This window comes from Paenibacillus sp. 1001270B_150601_E10 (assembly GCF_015558675.1).
Classification (GTDB): domain Bacteria; phylum Bacillota; class Bacilli; order Paenibacillales; family Paenibacillaceae; genus Paenibacillus_B.
This window is the reverse complement of sequence record NZ_JADMOL010000006.1, coordinates 131,490-146,624: the sequence shown is the minus strand read 5'-3', so window position 1 is coordinate 146,624 and position 15,135 is coordinate 131,490. Positions and strand designations below refer to the sequence as shown.

General features: G+C 42.1%; 16 protein-coding genes and 1 pseudogene. 15 read left to right on the top strand and 2 right to left on the bottom strand.

The annotated features are described in order from the left end of the window. Window positions 1-34 precede the first annotated feature (34 nt). Both I2H74_RS15310 and I2H74_RS15305 read left to right on the top strand, forming a co-directional pair. Window positions 35-454, top strand: coding sequence for a BlaI/MecI/CopY family transcriptional regulator (locus tag I2H74_RS15310; protein WP_195575105.1), 420 nt, complete (start codon window positions 35-37; stop codon window positions 452-454). 32 nt (window positions 455-486) lie between these two features. Beyond that, on the top strand, window positions 487-2,733 hold the full coding sequence (locus I2H74_RS15305) for a M56 family metallopeptidase (protein ID WP_195575104.1): 2,247 nt from the start codon (window positions 487-489) through the stop codon (window positions 2,731-2,733). A 655-nt stretch (window positions 2,734-3,388) separates the two neighbouring features. On the opposite strand, the gene I2H74_RS15295 is transcribed toward I2H74_RS15305, so the two are convergent. Beyond that, window positions 3,389-3,532, bottom strand: a complete 144-nt coding sequence (locus I2H74_RS15295; RefSeq protein ID WP_229106718.1) for a hypothetical protein — start codon at window positions 3,530-3,532, stop codon at window positions 3,389-3,391. Between the two features lie 291 nt (window positions 3,533-3,823). On the opposite strand from I2H74_RS15295, the gene I2H74_RS15290 reads away from it, so the two are divergent. The 13 genes and pseudogenes from I2H74_RS15290 to I2H74_RS15230 all read left to right on the top strand — a co-directional run bounded on the left by I2H74_RS15290 (window position 3,824) and on the right by I2H74_RS15230 (window position 14,576). After that, window positions 3,824-4,270, top strand: a complete 447-nt coding sequence (locus tag I2H74_RS15290; protein WP_195575103.1) for an OsmC family protein — start codon at window positions 3,824-3,826, stop codon at window positions 4,268-4,270. Between the two features lie 250 nt (window positions 4,271-4,520). Beyond that, on the top strand, window positions 4,521-4,904 hold the full coding sequence (locus I2H74_RS15285; protein WP_195575258.1) for a GntR family transcriptional regulator: 384 nt from the start codon (window positions 4,521-4,523) through the stop codon (window positions 4,902-4,904). Next, window positions 4,901-5,767, top strand: a complete 867-nt coding sequence (locus I2H74_RS15280; protein ID WP_195575102.1) for an ABC transporter ATP-binding protein — start codon at window positions 4,901-4,903, stop codon at window positions 5,765-5,767. The genes I2H74_RS15285 and I2H74_RS15280 overlap by 4 nt, the downstream gene beginning before the upstream one ends. Further along, a complete protein-coding gene (locus I2H74_RS15275; RefSeq protein ID WP_195575101.1) occupies window positions 5,760-6,386 on the top strand; it encodes an ABC-2 transporter permease in 627 nt (208 codons plus the stop codon). Before I2H74_RS15280 ends, I2H74_RS15275 begins: the two co-directional genes overlap by 8 nt. A 287-nt stretch (window positions 6,387-6,673) precedes the next feature. Further along, entirely contained in the window at window positions 6,674-7,366 is a 693-nt protein-coding gene (locus I2H74_RS15270; RefSeq protein WP_195575100.1) for a response regulator transcription factor, read from the top strand. Beyond that, the gene (locus tag I2H74_RS15265) at window positions 7,363-8,358 is read left to right on the top strand and encodes a sensor histidine kinase (protein WP_195575099.1); all 996 of its coding nucleotides are present in this window, start codon (window positions 7,363-7,365) and stop codon (window positions 8,356-8,358) included. The genes I2H74_RS15270 and I2H74_RS15265 overlap by 4 nt, the downstream gene beginning before the upstream one ends. Before the next feature lie 104 nt (window positions 8,359-8,462). After that, window positions 8,463-9,224, top strand: coding sequence for an ABC transporter ATP-binding protein (locus I2H74_RS15260; protein ID WP_195575098.1), 762 nt, complete (start codon window positions 8,463-8,465; stop codon window positions 9,222-9,224). Then, window positions 9,214-11,061, top strand: a complete 1,848-nt coding sequence (locus tag I2H74_RS15255; RefSeq protein ID WP_195575097.1) for an ABC transporter permease — start codon at window positions 9,214-9,216, stop codon at window positions 11,059-11,061. Before I2H74_RS15260 ends, I2H74_RS15255 begins: the two co-directional genes overlap by 11 nt. A gap of 72 nt (window positions 11,062-11,133) precedes the next feature. Beyond that, on the top strand, window positions 11,134-11,481 hold the full coding sequence (locus I2H74_RS15250) for a YxeA family protein (RefSeq protein WP_195575096.1): 348 nt from the start codon (window positions 11,134-11,136) through the stop codon (window positions 11,479-11,481). A 152-nt stretch (window positions 11,482-11,633) separates the two neighbouring features. After that, entirely contained in the window at window positions 11,634-12,284 is a 651-nt protein-coding gene (locus I2H74_RS15245) for a Pr6Pr family membrane protein (protein WP_195575095.1), read from the top strand. Window positions 12,285-12,317: 33 nt separating this feature from the next. Continuing rightward, window positions 12,318-12,834 (top strand): annotated as a pseudogene (locus tag I2H74_RS15240) (GNAT family N-acetyltransferase). Window positions 12,835-13,077: 243 nt separating this feature from the next. Then, complete coding sequence (locus tag I2H74_RS15235) at window positions 13,078-13,764, top strand: FadR/GntR family transcriptional regulator (RefSeq protein ID WP_195575094.1); 687 nt, start codon at window positions 13,078-13,080, stop codon at window positions 13,762-13,764. Between the two features lie 23 nt (window positions 13,765-13,787). Next, entirely contained in the window at window positions 13,788-14,576 is a 789-nt protein-coding gene (locus tag I2H74_RS15230) for an ABC transporter ATP-binding protein (RefSeq protein ID WP_195575093.1), read from the top strand. Between the two features lie 73 nt (window positions 14,577-14,649). Here the strand turns inward: I2H74_RS15230 and I2H74_RS15225 are convergent, their stop codons facing one another. Further along, window positions 14,650-14,874, bottom strand: a complete 225-nt coding sequence (locus tag I2H74_RS15225; RefSeq protein ID WP_195575092.1) for a hypothetical protein — start codon at window positions 14,872-14,874, stop codon at window positions 14,650-14,652. Between the last annotated feature and the right edge of the window lie 261 nt (window positions 14,875-15,135).

Here is a 15,135-nt window from a genome sequence, read left to right as displayed (position 1 = left end):
TTGATTGTCCAAGTCAAGTAAAGGAGGTGAAACGATGAAGAATACACCTAAGATTTCAGAGTCTGAATGGGAAATCATGAAGGTCATATGGCGGGATCACCCAATGACAGCTGAGCAAATTGTGCAGCAGCTGCCTCAGGGGACGGAATGGAGCGATCAGACAGTCAGAACCTTTATCAATCGGCTCATGAAGAAAAAAGCGCTGGGCTATGAAAAGTCTGGCAGAAGCTATCTGTATTATCCGCTCATTTCCGAGAAAGAGTGTGTGCGAGCAGAAAGCCGTTCTTTTTTAAACCGAGTGTTCAACGGTGCAGCTGGGTTGATGATGACCAACTTTCTAGAGGAGACCTCATTGTCAGATCAGGAGATCGAGCGATTACAGCAAATATTGCTGGAGAAGCAAGGCAAAACATCAAAAGAATCTAAAGACGTTAAAGACTCATCACAGCCTTAAAAGCGTGAAATTCATCCAAACGAGGTTATCCCATGGATATAGCAGAAATTCTCTTCAAATGGTTTGTTGCCTCGACGCTGACGGCAAGCGCTGCCGCCGTCTTGGTGCTGGCCGTTCAATATCTGTTTCAAAGACGTATCCATGCGCGTTTGAGGCATGCGCTATGGCTGATTGTACTGTTGAGACTTGTGCTGCCGGTACTGCCGCAAAGTCCCGTCAGTATGTTTAATGCGGTTCCTGCGCTATCAGATATAAAAAAAGCTGTTATCGGATTTACATATCAGCTGAACAAGCCTGACACAATATCCGAAAACAGCCAAAAAGAAAATATGATTCAACCCTATTATACTACGAATGAAACGGAAAAAAAGCACGTTTCAATGCCACTTTTGAACACGAAAGAGACGATAGAACATGCCGAAGCGGGTATAGAGACAAAAAGCCATCCCGCCGTTCGATTTCTAGCAATTATTTGGCTTACGGGTGCGGCCATATTGCTCGGATATAATATGTTCTACTGGCTGCGATTTCAAAGAAAACTAAAACATCTCCATCCTATCAACCGTGTTGATATATTGAAGATTGCGGAAGAATGCCGAAACTTATTTTCGATTAAACGCTCGGTAGGCCTTTTCGAGGATCCGTCTGCACAGAGTCCCTATATGAGAGGTGTGTTCCGTCCAGCTGTTTATTTGCCGCAAACGCTTCTATCAGAAGCCATTAATGAACAACTGCTCAAGCACGTGATTGCACATGAACTGGCCCACTACAAACGAAAAGATACGATTTGGAATATGATCGGCAGTCTCGTGTTTGCGGTACACTGGATAAATCCATTCATTGGGTATATCCTGCGGCAGATGAAAGCCGATCGCGAGCTGGCCTGTGATGCATGTGTTCTAGAGACGCTTGGAGTAGAGGAGACCGTGCCATACGGGATGACGATTATTGGATATCTAAGACGGTTTACTTCAGAAAGAAGTGAGGCGCATCTTCTCTATTTCAAAGGTTCTAACGGACAAAGAGTGATGATGAGGAGAATTAAGATGATTCAATCTTTTAAAAAGGGTTCTTATAAATTTTCAATGATGGCTATTATTCTCATCCTAATGATCGGTACGGCAGCATTAACCAATGCGAGCGCATCTGGAGCGGGATCTTCCGCTTGGGTTCACGCCGAAGAAGGCAGGAACGAGATGTTATTTGCAAATGATGAGTTTCGACTATACGATAATTTGGAAAAAGGGGCGAAGGTAGCGCCTTTTGCTTTCAAAGTCCCATCCATGCTCCCAGAGGGGTATACCTTTAGCGATGTCAGCATTACGTTCAATAATACGCTGCCGAGAGTCAATCTAAATTACCATAAAGCTAAAATAAACCAAAGTGGCGGCAGCTTCAGCTTGAGAATGGAGCCAAGCGCAGATCTTCACAAACAAATCGGCAAGATTATTAGCCTTGAGCAAGATGAACGGGATAAGGTGGATACCGGGAAAGTTATTGAGAAAGAATCTCTATCCTTAGAAGGTATCGAGGAAGGATATAAGATTACCATTCGCATGACGGCCTGGGAAGGACAGCCGGAAAGATATTATTACGTCTGGAAGGATCAAGGTCTTAGCTATCAATTGAACGCTTTTGCACTCTCGAGCAATGAGACGGAGCAGATGATTGCTTCGATGAAATATCCCGATGAGAAGCTGAACCTGCTTCATGTAGATAATGATTATCATGGAAAAGTCTTGACATACTTGTACGACACGGAGGATATCCGGCGCGCTCAGGAACTGGTTGGCTTTAAAGCCGCATTTCCACGCGAATTGCCTGGAGACTTTGCCGCAAGCGGCGCTTATGTTTCCCGTAAAGTAAATTTCAATCACGTCGAAAATGATGAAGATTCCATGCGCAAGATGCTTCAGGTTACTTATAGCAGAGATGATCATAATCAGAACGATCAACCGGTTTCCGGAATCCGAGATATTTCATTTAAACAGATGCTTGATGTGGATATGTATCAAAGGATGAAAAAGAACGGATATGTTTCTTTCACAAGAATTGATGGAGAACGGAATGCAGTTAAGGTTGAAGCCCTACATCTAGATGGGCAGGAAGTACTCTATACTGAGCCGTATTATATCGATGGACCACTGAGCAGCCCCGGTGAGAAGCCATTAATCAGCTATTTCTGGCTTGACGGCAAGGTGTGTTATCAAGCGGTATTCCATGGTTCAGGATCAGAGGAACAAAGCATTGTGCAATATTTGATGACGCCAGATCGGTAATTTAGTAAAAATGATTGCTGCATAGGAAGCGCCCCAATGGATTTTGACCTTGGGGCGCTTTTTTGCAAAGTAGTCTATGAAATACTTTATGTACATACAATCATTGATGTTATACTGCCTGAACAAGTCAACAGAGGGTCGATTTTATAGTCAGCTATTCATCCTGCGTCTAAAGCCGCGAACTGCAAAGGCAAAGATTAGAAGAGCATATCCCATAACCCACAATAATGGGATTACGATTCCATCGTACTCGCCCGATAAAGACAGGCGCACTGCATCTACTGCATGTGCAAATGGCAGGGCGTAGCTAATCGTTTTTAATGCTCCGCCAATCATATCCAGGGGGAACCATTAAAAATGAGCTGCTTTTATCCTTTCCCAGTAACATTCCTGAATACAACGTAATGAAAGAAAAGCTAAACACAATGACACCTGGCGTAAAGTTTTCAATGGTATAGAGATCAAAAGGCATATTTTTCTGCTTCATTGAAAAAAGGCTCATCATGATGACCGGAAGTGCAACGCCAAATTTTTTGTTCTGCTTCTTCCTTACTGCTGCCATAAATAGATGCGATGAACGCTAAGTTTTCCTTTACTGACAGATTCGGCGCTACCGCATTTTCTTGAGGTGAAACGTTAATGTTCCGCTTTACTGCTATAGGGTTGCTGACAATGCTGTCACCGAATAGATTCCATTTAGTCGTTTGACGATGCCCGATATTTCATCTGTCCATTTATCCGTTAGAATGATGATTTTTGGCTCTTGATAAGCTGGATCAATCGACACTTCAATTTTCACTTCATCACATCCCTTTCACACGAACTAAATATATTGTCCATTCAGTAGATTGTAAATGAATTTACGATGTTTAATAATAACTGGTCGGAAGGAGAGGAGAACCGACAGATAGACGAAAAGATAGAACGATCTCATGATGGTGAATGGTAGATAACGCGATTGCGACGGTCTGTTCAAATTTATTCGATTGACAGCATTTAACACTCTATATATAATACTTATAATACATACTGGATTAGTTGGTTATTGAAGAATAGAATACTATTCATAAATGTTCAAAGGAGAGATATCATGGCTGCTGTTCAAACCTTTAAGGCAACTGCGCATTTACAAGACGGTGTTCAAGTTAAAACAACCTCTAGAAACTTCGAATTAACGATCGATGAGCCGAAGAGCTTAGGCGGAACGGATACTGGCATGAATCCTGTCGAAGCTCTGCTTGCTTCATTAGGCGCATGCCAATCTATTGTAGCTAGAGTATATGCACCGAAGTTTGGAGTGCAGCTCGATGACTTTAGCGTAGAGGTTGAAGGAGATCTCGATCTTGATGGATTCTTTAACCGATCTACAGTGCGCCCAGGTTACTCCGATATCCGATATACGTTTCGAATCAAAACGGATTCTCCAAGAGAAAAGGTGGACGAATTTGTTCATTTCCTAGAGAGCAAATGCCCGGTTGGAGATACCATTGCAAACCCGGTAAATCTTAAATTAGAAACCATCATTATCGAAAATTAACATCATTGCTCGTTGCAACAATCTTAATGCGACGGGAATCAATATGAGCCAAGAGACTGTGCTAGACGCAAAGTTGAGGGCTGTGACAGGTTCAGAACATGACCTGCCACAGCCCTTTTTTAATGATGAAGACTCCAACGGAGACCACGTTTATAACAATAAATACAGAAAATATTGACTAAGAATCGCAAAGTGTATATAGTCAATATATACGGTAGATACGATATTGACGACAAAGAGGTGAGGAAAACTGAAAATACTCATATCTAATTCATCGAGTGATCCAATATATATCCAAATCATGAACCAGATTCGACAAAGCATTCTGAACGGAGAATTGCATGCAGGGGACAGCCTTCCCTCAATCAGGCAGCTGGCCAAGGATTTGCAAGTCAGTGTAATCACAACCAAGCGAGCCTATGATGAGTTGGAGAAAGAGAAGCTGATCGATTCTGTTGTAGGCAAAGGCTGTTATGTATCTGGAGCCAATAAAGAATTCATTCGGGAGCAGCGCATGAAGCGGCTGGAGGAGAAAATGATAGAAATCATTAAGGAAAGCCAAGAATTAAGCATGAGTCAACAAGAGCTAATAGACTACATGACCTTATTGTTCGAGGAGGAACAGAATAGATGAATGCCATTGAATTACGCAATCTAACGAAAATATACCCTCATTTTACAATCGATAATGTATCCTTGGACGTGAAAAAGGGCTATATCACAGGACTCATTGGTCCAAATGGCGTTGGTAAAAGCACCTTGATCAAGATGATGCTTGGCATGGTCCGTCCAGATTCTGGGACTGTTACGATATTTGGCTGCGATATGCCGGCACAAGAAGTGGACATTAAGCAGCGCATCGGTGTGGTGTCCGACGATTGCTTCTACTATGAGCATCTTACGATTCGAGACATGAATCAGATGATCGCGCCTTTCTATAAAAAGTGGAACGATAAAAAGTTTAACCGTTATCTAGAGCAGTTCGAACTATCGCCTAAGATGAAAATCGAAAATTTGTCCAAAGGCATGAAAGTGAAGTTTGCCCTAGCTGTTGCTTTGTCACATGAAGCAGAACTGCTTATTATGGATGAACCGACTTCTGGTCTTGATCCTGTGTTTCGAAGAGAAATGCTCGATCTGCTTGCGGATATTATGCAGGATGAGCACAAATCCATCATTTTCTCGACCCATATCACGACAGACTTGGATCGCATCGCAGACTACATTACGTTTATCAATCGAGGAAAGTTCGTATTTAGTGACACAAAGGATTCTCTTCTCGAGAGATACGCCATTGTAAAAGGTGACTCGCAGCTGCTTGATTCCGATATTCGAAAGGTGTTCGTCGGCTTGCGCGAGACAGCGGTAGGTTTTGAAGGGTTGGTCGCGGATAGGGAAAAGGCAGCACAATTGTTTGGCGATTATGTGATCCTAGACAAAGCAAGCTTAGAAGACATTATGTACTTCACAGCAAAGGGAGGGTTCATTCATGCTTAATTTGCTTCGTAAAGACTACATTGCCCTAAAAAGCTCACTCTGGATGACGGCGCTATATCTTGTCGTTTTCAGTGTAGCGCTGATACCTAATCTTGAAGTGTCCCTTTATCTGGTAGGCATCTATACCGCGTTCGCTTCACTAAATCTTGGCACGATGATCGATATCAAAAATCATAATCACAAATTCCTGGTGACCTTGCCTGTTAACCGCAAACAGCTTGTTCAAGCCAAATACATAGCCGCTATTATCTATACCGTATTAGGAGTTCTCGCATCATATGGGATTCACAGGCTCGTCCCATTTGCATTTCCAGAGCTTAATAAGCCAGAATATTCAGCCATTGACCTATTGGCTCCTATAGGAATCATGCTTGTTCTAAGCGCTATCTACATGCCGTTGTTCTACACATTAAGCAAAAAAGGAGCAGCAGTAATCAATGTTGTATTCATGATCATCCTTATTGGTTTGGCACAGCCAACCGCGATTGTGATGAATATGATAAAAGAGAACAGCCTATCGAATTCTCCAATGCTGTTCCTTGTTGGGAGCGGTATCCTCCTGTTATTCATAGCTTCCTATTTTATAACCGTACATTTGTTTAAGAAAAAGGACTTTTAGGGGGCTCAGCCTAACTTATTTTTAGAACGATCGACCTCACGCTAGCAATCCGATATTGCGGACTTACTTAAGACCAGGTGTTGGCACACTTGGTCTTTTGATTATAGAAGGTGAATTGCCGATCAAGTAAAATAGCGGCTTCAGAAATACTAACGACCAGATATAAGCATACACTCGGAATTATTTAGCGGCTGCATAGGAGATCGATTGGAAAAAATAATGCGGAAAGGGTAGACTTATATAGGTTCCTTTTACCCTATATATATCGATTGTTAAGGTGTGAGAATATGTATAAATTATTGATTGTTGAAGATGAAATGAATATTGCTGCGACGTTAAAAAGCCATCTATTGAAATATGGATACGATTGTCATATCGTCGTTGATTTTGAAAAGGTGCTGGAGGACTTCCAACAATTCCAACCTCATCTGGTCATCATGGATATTAATCTCCCCGCATTTGATGGGTACTACTGGTCTCGTAAAATAAGACATATATCAAACTGCCCCATCATGATCCTGTCCGCTCGTATGAGTGATATTGATCAGATCTACGGCATCGAAAATGGTGCGGATGATTTCGTGACAAAGCCCTTCTCGATGGACGTGTTACTAGCTAAAATCAATGGGCAAATTCGCCGTATATATGGCGAATACGCAATGGACTCCCAATATCGCATGTTGAAAAGAGGAAATACAGAGTTGAATCTGGAGACTGTTCGCTTATCTACGCCAGCACAAGAAAAAGTGCTTACGGTTAATGAAATCAAGCTGTGCACGATGCTATTCGAAGCATTTCCTAACGTCGTTTCAAGACAGCAGCTTCTATCCGCCATTTGGGATGAGGATGTATTTGTGGAGGAAAATACATTGACCGTGAATATTGTTAGACTGCGAAAAAAGCTGGCGACTATAGAATCGTCGTTAGAAATTGCAACGATTCGAGGGATCGGCTACCAGCTTACGGAGAAAAGCGTATGAGGCTTTTTCTGCGGGACCATCTCAGCTTCGTTCTCTTATATCTGACCACATTTCTAGGATTGCCAGTCATCATTCATCTTCTGGATGGCATTGAAGGACACTTGTCTTACTTTATGTTTTTGGCTATTTTCCTGCTGTTAGTATTCCTCGTATTTCGTTATACTCGGCGCAAGAACATGTACACTCATCTGGAAGAAGGCCAAGTGGATGATGCTGATATGCTGATTCATCAGCCGCATTCACCAATTGAAAGAGCCTACGCTGCGAAGATGCAGCGTATTCAGTCTTTGTTCTTCATGAAGGAAGACAAGTATAAGGACACGTTAAGCGAACAGCAGTTGCTGATCTCCCATGCTGTTCATCAAATGAAAACACCCTTGTCTGTCATTCAGCTGCTCGTTCAGTCCAATCAAATGCGGGAGTTGGACGGTCATTCGGAATGGCAGAAAGTTAAGTCGGAATGCCATAAATTGAATTTTTCCTTAAATCAATTGCTTACCTATAGTCGATCCACCAAGCTGTTGGCGGACTTAAAGATTGAGGCCATTCCGCTAAAGACTGCGCTTAAGGAAGTCGTTAATGATCTTAAGGAGTATTTTATCGAGAAGGAAGTCTTTCCAAAAATCGTAATCCCCGAGGACGTATTGCTATATACCGATCGAAAATGGATGAAGGTCGTTTTTTATCAACTTCTTAGCAATGCTATCAAATACGGCGACAAAGAATCCATCATTCTCATCCATTTTGAAGAGGACAAGATAAGGTTCAGTAATCGTGGAGAAATCATACCCGCTAGTGAAATTAACCGTGTCTACGACTTATTCTATACGGGATCTAAAGGCCGAATGAAAGGGGAAGCTACAGGAATCGGACTGTACTTAGTTAAGAACATTCTTGAGACGTTGAATCATCCTTTCCAGCTTCATTCTGCCAATCACGAGACGACCTTTATGATTGATTTATCGAGAAGCATCGAACGAACGCTGTCATGATGAATGTGACAGATCTGTCATACTGCTGTCATGTTCATAGATTCATGGAAGGGTAGGAGGGAGATTATACTTTAAGCAACGCACAATAAAAGGAGTAGCAACGAATGACACAAACGATATTAGAAGTAAAGCAGCTGCAGAAAGAATACACAGGAGAAGTTACCTTCAAAGCATTAAAAGGCATTGATTTTCACTTGAACAAAAATGAATTTGTTGCGGTTATGGGACCATCGGGGAGCGGGAAAACGACGTTCTTGAACTGCATTTCCATCATTGATCGCCCTACGCATGGAACGGTAACCATCAATTCCAAAAACCCGTTTGAATTGAATGATGAAGAGCTGGCAAAGTTTCGTCGGACGGAATTAGGCTTTGTCTTTCAGGACTTCAATCTGGTTCACACGCTAACCGTGGAAGAAAATATTTTACTGCCATTAGCACTTGACTCCATGCAAGAGGAAGAGATGATGAAGCGTTTAGCGAAGGTGGTTGAGTTTCTGGGTATTGAGCAAATTCTAAAGAAACGGACCTTTGAAATTTCTGGAGGTCAGAAGCAGCGCGTTGCGATCGCTAGAGCAGTCATACACGAGCCTGGCTTATTGCTGGCAGATGAACCGACGGGCAACCTTGATTCGAAGGCGGTTAACGATGTCATGGGTCTGTTCGAATCCATTAACCGAGCCTACCATACGGCGATCTTAATGGTTACGCACGATGCTTATGTGGCTAGTTTTGCTCATCGTGTCATCTTTATTAAAGACGGCATTCTTTATAATCAAATACATCGAGGCAATAACAAGCAGCATTTTTATCAAGAAATCATGGACACACTGACGTTTTTGGGTGGTGGTCAAAATGAAGTTTAATCACATTGTCATCCAAAATATTTTACGGGATAAAGCAACGTATATCTCTTATTTTCTAAGCAGTGTCTTTTCCATTTTGATCTTTTTCTTATTTTCGACTACAGCTCTTCATCCCATGATGGCTGAGATTGATCGTACCAGCACATTGGGGCTGACAATGCTGCTTGCCAGCCTGTTCATCTACCTCTTTTCATTTATCTTTATCGTCTATTCGATGTACGCATTTTTGAAAAAGAAAATGAAAACTCTTGGTATTTTCATGATGACAGGAGCATCCACCAAGCAAATTCGCACAATGGTCTTTAGGGAAAATATGCTTATTGCTGCGGCAGCGATCATCACGGCATTGGGAATCGGGATGATTATCGCACCATTGTTTCTCATGTTGGCCAAAAAGGTATTGCGTGCAGACAGCTTCGGCATGTATCTGCCCATTGCCTCCATATTGTTAACGATTGGATTATTTACGGCTTTGTTTTTGGTCGTCTCAACCTTCATATCGCGCTTGATCAAAAAAGAACAAATTGTCCAGTTGGTCAAGGCAGATGTTGTGCAAGAGAAACGAATCGCGTCTTCACCACTAATGCTTGTACTGTCTATCATCATCAGCGGCATACTGGGTATCTCCTTGTTTATGGAATTAAGCTGGATGGAATCTCTTGGCTTAATTGGGTACATGGCCTTCTTTATTAGTACGTTGTCAGCCATCTACTTTATTGTCACGCAAGGCATGCGAGGTGGTATTCTTGCCCTGCAAAGAAGATCCTCATATCTTCAGAAGACCAATCTGCTGCTCGTCTCCAACTTAAAGGCAAAAGGGCGCTCGCATGCTCACATCATGTTTCTTTTGACCATCCTGCTGCTTGGTGTGTTTGTATGCACAAGTGTCTTGTACAGCTCTTACTTCAATGTAAAAGCGAGAACAGAAGCTCAATATCCGTACAGCTTCCAATATGTTTCACTTCCAGGCAATGCACCAGAATCGAAGAAGAAGGATATTGCTTTCATTGAAACGACCTTCGAAGGCACGGGAGGCTATGATGCGTACCATTCCGCCTACAAAGTGGATGACGAGCACTGGATCGGGTTCATGTCCGTATCGAACTATAATGCGCTTGGCTTGCATAAGCCGATTCAGCTAAAGGACAACGAATATTATGTAGCTGCAGGACATGAAGGCATTCGCCCAACTATTGAATCTATTCATAACTACGCATTCGGGGATCTGAAGTATGCCGGAATGGAAGAGCAAAATATATTCTCAACCGGATTGCGAAATGTGTATTATGTCGTCCACGATTCGATCTATAGCACGATTGATTACCCAGAGTATGAGGTATTCGCCTATGAAGTGGAGAACTGGATGGATAAAGGCGATGTCGTGGACAAGCTTCTAGCACAGGTATCCACCGTTGCGGATCAGCACTTGGTCGCTTCGAAGATCGATTTATACGAGGCCGAAAAGTTCACGAAAAGCATCATGTTCTTTATTGGCTTTATGCTCAGCCTCATCTTTTTGAGCGCTGCGATGAGCATTGTTTATTTCCACCTGCAAACCTCGCTTGAAGGGGAGAGGATAAAATATGCCGGAATCCGTAAAATTGGACTTTCCTTGAAAGAACTAGCTGCAATTGTAACAAAGGAACTGGCTATGCTTATTTTTATCCCGTTTGTATTCGCATCCGGCATTCTGCTGGCTGCAATGGGCTTTATGAGTAATAAGATATCGACGACGATGTTCCAGGTGACGGTGTTGGGGCTAGGAATCTTTTCCCTTCTATTTTTGGTCAGCTTCTGGATCATACGCCGTGAATATTTGAAGAAGCTTATGGGCTAAGAGCTGATGGTCAGATAGGCCACACCGTAGAGAATAATAGGAAGCATGGGCATAAAGGAGAGAGAACCGAGAATGAAATTAATGACATGGAAGTCAAAGCAAGTTTGGATGATTATAAGTATTGTGGCCATTTTGATGCTAGCTGGCTGTGGCGGCAAAGAGGTCTTGCTTGAAAAGGATTATTATGTGCAAGTTGCAGGATCCCCTGAACAAACCAAAAATGAACAGCAATATATATATAATATAACGGGGTTCGATAAAAACGGAAATGAGCAGGTGGTCTATTTCTATGTTGAGGAACCTTACAAAGAAGGAACACTGCTGCGTGTACCTAGAAGTTCTGAAGGATACACGGGGAATCCCACGGTAATTGAAGAGAATGATTTGCCGGCAAAGGTAAAGGAAATATTCAAGCGTTAAACCAAACACCTTCAAGAGTATGCTCCCTGGTAGCAATCTTGGAGGTGCTTTGACGTTCACAATATAGTGTGATTAAATATTTTACAAACTGATAGGAATGGATAAGAATCACGTTCAGTTTAGAAAAGAATTCATGTGAAAGGAAATGTAGTATGAATGGATATGAAGTATGGTTTGAAGGTTTTATTGTCTTTGCTGCCATAATAGGATTGATTACGCACTCTGGTATTTTAAAAAAGAAATTTAGAGTGAATTTGTTTTTATACTATACCAATTTAAGTAATCTTTTGGTTCTTTTGTTTTTCTCCTGTCGAGTTGTTGTCACGTTTTTGGGTATACAATCAGGCTTTTTATACCAAGTTGTTTATTCGGAATTTTGGCATTTCTCCATCACAGCCAGCATTTTGATTACTTTTTTGATTTATCATTTCCTATTAGCTCCTCTTGTAAAAAAAGGGGACATAGGCAGTGCGGAATTTAAGCATCATTCTTTTGATAATATTGCCGTACATTACGTCGTTCCCATTCTCACCTTATTAGATTGGCTGTTTATAGCAAGTAAAAGTAATTTAAACTGGATGAGCGGGGTATATTGGATCGTCATACCGCTGGCATATACGCTATTTGCTCTTCTCAGAGGAATGTTGGGAGGGAATATTAAATATACAACAAGCCCATATCCATATCCCTTCATGGACCCCGCAGAAAAGGGCTGGATGAAGGTAATGCTGAATCTGTTCTATATGTCCATCGGTTTCGTTGTTTTAGGGATGATGATGGTTGGAATAGGTGGAATATTATAAGAAAAATTGATGACAGAAAGGAATAGCATCATGATGTTGATAACGATAAAAAAGTGTGCACTTGAAGATATACGCGTTCTCCAAGAAATTAGCTATGAAACTTTTGATGAAACATTTCGTCATCAAATTCTCCTGAAAGCATGAATGTCTATATGGAAAAGGCATTTAACCTTAGACAATTAGAAAAAGAATTATCCAATACTTCATCACGATTCTTTTTTGTGTATATGGATCATGTAGTCGCAGGATATTTAAAGGTCAACACCCATGATGCACAAACCGAACCCATGGGAGACGGATCTTTAGTGATAGAGAGGATCTACATAAAGAGCGAGTTTCAAAAACAAGGGCTAGGTAAATATCTGCTAAATCAAGCTATTGAAATAGCTGTGGAATGGAACAAGTTTAAAATCTGGCTCGGTGTATGGGAGAAAAATGAAAACGCTATTGCCTTTAATAAAAAATGGGGTTTGTTAAAACGGGATCCCACTCCTTTTATATGGGGGCTGAAGAACAAACCGATTATATGATGACCAAATCTCTCGATTAACATTTCAAGGGCAGATTAGTAGAATCATGATAAATTGGAATAAATGAAGAGAACCCTTATTGAAACAACTATAATGCCATTAAAGACCGCGTAGATCGCGGTTTTTTATTTTATTCCATTAAATTATAACTAATAGACCAGCGCAAGAGCTTGACGACATTAACCTAGCAATCAAAAACTAACATTTTTTTCTTGCCAGGTCATGCGTTCAATGTTATCCTGCGAAAAAGGGGAGATGATCTGATGTTTAATAAGGAATCGTTTCAACCCGTTCAATCCACCAAATTAGTCGACGATGTCGTTCAACAAATTCAACAACACATCTCAGCAGGAACCATCCTGCCTGGAGACAAATTGCCTCCGGAACCCGAGTTAATGCAATTATTCCGTGTCGGTCGATCCACCATTCGAGAAGCCGTTCGTGTACTGGTCTCTGCTGGATTATTAGAGAAAAAGCAGGGTTTTGGGACTTATTTAAAATCAAAGCCTATTATTCAAGAGCCCCTTGCTCAACGTTTGCAACGTGCTGAATTGATTGAAGTGTTCGAAGCTCGAAAAATGATTGAGTTAGAAATCTCAAGATTGGCAGCTCTTCGCCATGATGATAGCGATTTATCCAATATGCGCAAGCATCTGGATACAAGAAAGATGGCTTTGCAGCAGAATGACCGTGAGTTGTATGCCAAAGCGGATGTAGATTTTCATATGGCGATTGCAAATGCGAGTAAAAATGCTGTGATGATCGACTTGTACAGGACCTTTACACATGTACTATCCGATGCAATGAGTACATTAAACCTCAATTACAGTTCCCATGATCCTCAATCTCACCACCATGAACTGGTCTATGAAGCGATTAAAAATGGAGATTCAGATCAAGCAGTAAAATGGACGCTGACCATTTTGAATGGAACACTGTCTGAGTTGTAGATTCAAATCAAAGGAGGGGAGACTTGGCGATAATTATATCACTCAAAAATGTATCATGGAGACGTGATACGACCATGATCCTGCACGATATGAATTGGGAAGTGAGACAAGGGCAGCACTGGTGTATCGTCGGCCTGAACGGATCAGGCAAGACGACGATGCTGAACGTTGTGAACGGTTATATCTGGCCGACGACAGGGCAGGTCGAAGTGCTGGACCATCGCTTCGGTGAAGTAGACCTGAGGGAGCTGCGCAAACGCATCGGTTGGGTAAGCACCTCCCTGCAGCAGAAGCTGCACGGCCACCAGACTGCGCTGACCATCGTCCTCAGCGGTAAATTTGCGACAATCGGTCTGTATGACGATACGATTGCAGAGGATCTGAAGCAAGCCGAGGAGCTGATGGAATTTCTAGGCTGCTCCTCCTTGGCTGCTCGTACATACGATACCTTATCGCAAGGTCAGCGGCAGAAAGTTCTCATCGCACGCGCACTAATGGCCAATCCAGACCTCTTAATACTGGATGAGCCATGTACCGGACTTGATATTTTCGCACGTGAACAGCTGCTTGAGATGATCGAGAAGATTACCAAGCAGCCTGGCGGACCAACCTTGCTGTATGTGACGCATCATATTGAAGAGATAACGCCTTGCTTTACGCACACGCTGCTGGTGAAGAGAGGCGAAATCTACAAGGCGGATGAGACGGTCAACTGCTTGCAGTCAGATGTGTTGAGCGAATTCTTTGATACCCCCGTAGAAGTACAGGAGCATCATAATCGCAAGTGGCTTACACTTGCTGGTGATCGTTAAGTCACAACCCATACCTGTCGATCCAACAACAAAGCTGCCAAGCAATCGCTTGGCAGCTTTACAACTTGAAGCTCTAGCTTAATGCAACATAAATGTCGATTTCATTTTCGGGACCTAACGGGTACGTCTGCATGAGAATAATATGATCATTTTTCCTGAATCGAATTTCGTGTTTGCGATCAAGCAGACTGGCAAACGCCATTTTACCCGCACCTGACTCGAACGCTTCGACATTAGCCTCAATCTGAATCCCCACAACGAGAAAAGCAGGCAGCATAATAACTTCAGTCTTCATCATTTCTCTCCCCACATTATGACTTACAAATCATCACTTAAGGATAACAAGACTTCGGTGGAGTTGAGACGATCATGAACCTCATGATTCTTACGAAATGTAAGAGAGAGGAGCAAAATGGTTAGACGAGAGTCAGCTGATAGGTTTTGTGTTGGTTATTATCATTTTTGCAGGTATCGGATTCGGTGTAAAGCGTTTTGTAGAAGGGCCATCGCAACCCGTCATTAGCATTGTCGTGATCGGCACAGAACAAGAAGTGAATAA

What these genes read in the sequence shown, in the direction of transcription:
- I2H74_RS15255 (WP_195575097.1), top strand. Translation starts at nt 9,214, where the DNA reads ATGAAGTTTAATCACATTGTCATCCAAAATATTTTACGGGATAAAGCA.
- I2H74_RS15275 (WP_195575101.1), top strand. Translation starts at nt 5,760, where the DNA reads ATGCTTAATTTGCTTCGTAAAGACTACATTGCCCTAAAAAGCTCACTC.
- I2H74_RS15290 (WP_195575103.1), top strand. Translation starts at nt 3,824, where the DNA reads ATGGCTGCTGTTCAAACCTTTAAGGCAACTGCGCATTTACAAGACGGT.
- I2H74_RS15245 (WP_195575095.1), top strand. Translation starts at nt 11,634, where the DNA reads ATGAATGGATATGAAGTATGGTTTGAAGGTTTTATTGTCTTTGCTGCC.
- I2H74_RS15270 (WP_195575100.1), top strand. Translation starts at nt 6,674, where the DNA reads ATGTATAAATTATTGATTGTTGAAGATGAAATGAATATTGCTGCGACG.
- I2H74_RS15260 (WP_195575098.1), top strand. Translation starts at nt 8,463, where the DNA reads ATGACACAAACGATATTAGAAGTAAAGCAGCTGCAGAAAGAATACACA.
- I2H74_RS15235 (WP_195575094.1), top strand. Translation starts at nt 13,078, where the DNA reads ATGTTTAATAAGGAATCGTTTCAACCCGTTCAATCCACCAAATTAGTC.
- I2H74_RS15280 (WP_195575102.1), top strand. Translation starts at nt 4,901, where the DNA reads ATGAATGCCATTGAATTACGCAATCTAACGAAAATATACCCTCATTTT.
- I2H74_RS15265 (WP_195575099.1), top strand. Translation starts at nt 7,363, where the DNA reads ATGAGGCTTTTTCTGCGGGACCATCTCAGCTTCGTTCTCTTATATCTG.
- I2H74_RS15305 (WP_195575104.1), top strand. Translation starts at nt 487, where the DNA reads ATGGATATAGCAGAAATTCTCTTCAAATGGTTTGTTGCCTCGACGCTG.
- I2H74_RS15250 (WP_195575096.1), top strand. Translation starts at nt 11,134, where the DNA reads ATGAAATTAATGACATGGAAGTCAAAGCAAGTTTGGATGATTATAAGT.
- I2H74_RS15310 (WP_195575105.1), top strand. Translation starts at nt 35, where the DNA reads ATGAAGAATACACCTAAGATTTCAGAGTCTGAATGGGAAATCATGAAG.
- I2H74_RS15225 (WP_195575092.1), bottom strand. Translation starts at nt 14,874, where the DNA reads ATGATGAAGACTGAAGTTATTATGCTGCCTGCTTTTCTCGTTGTGGGG.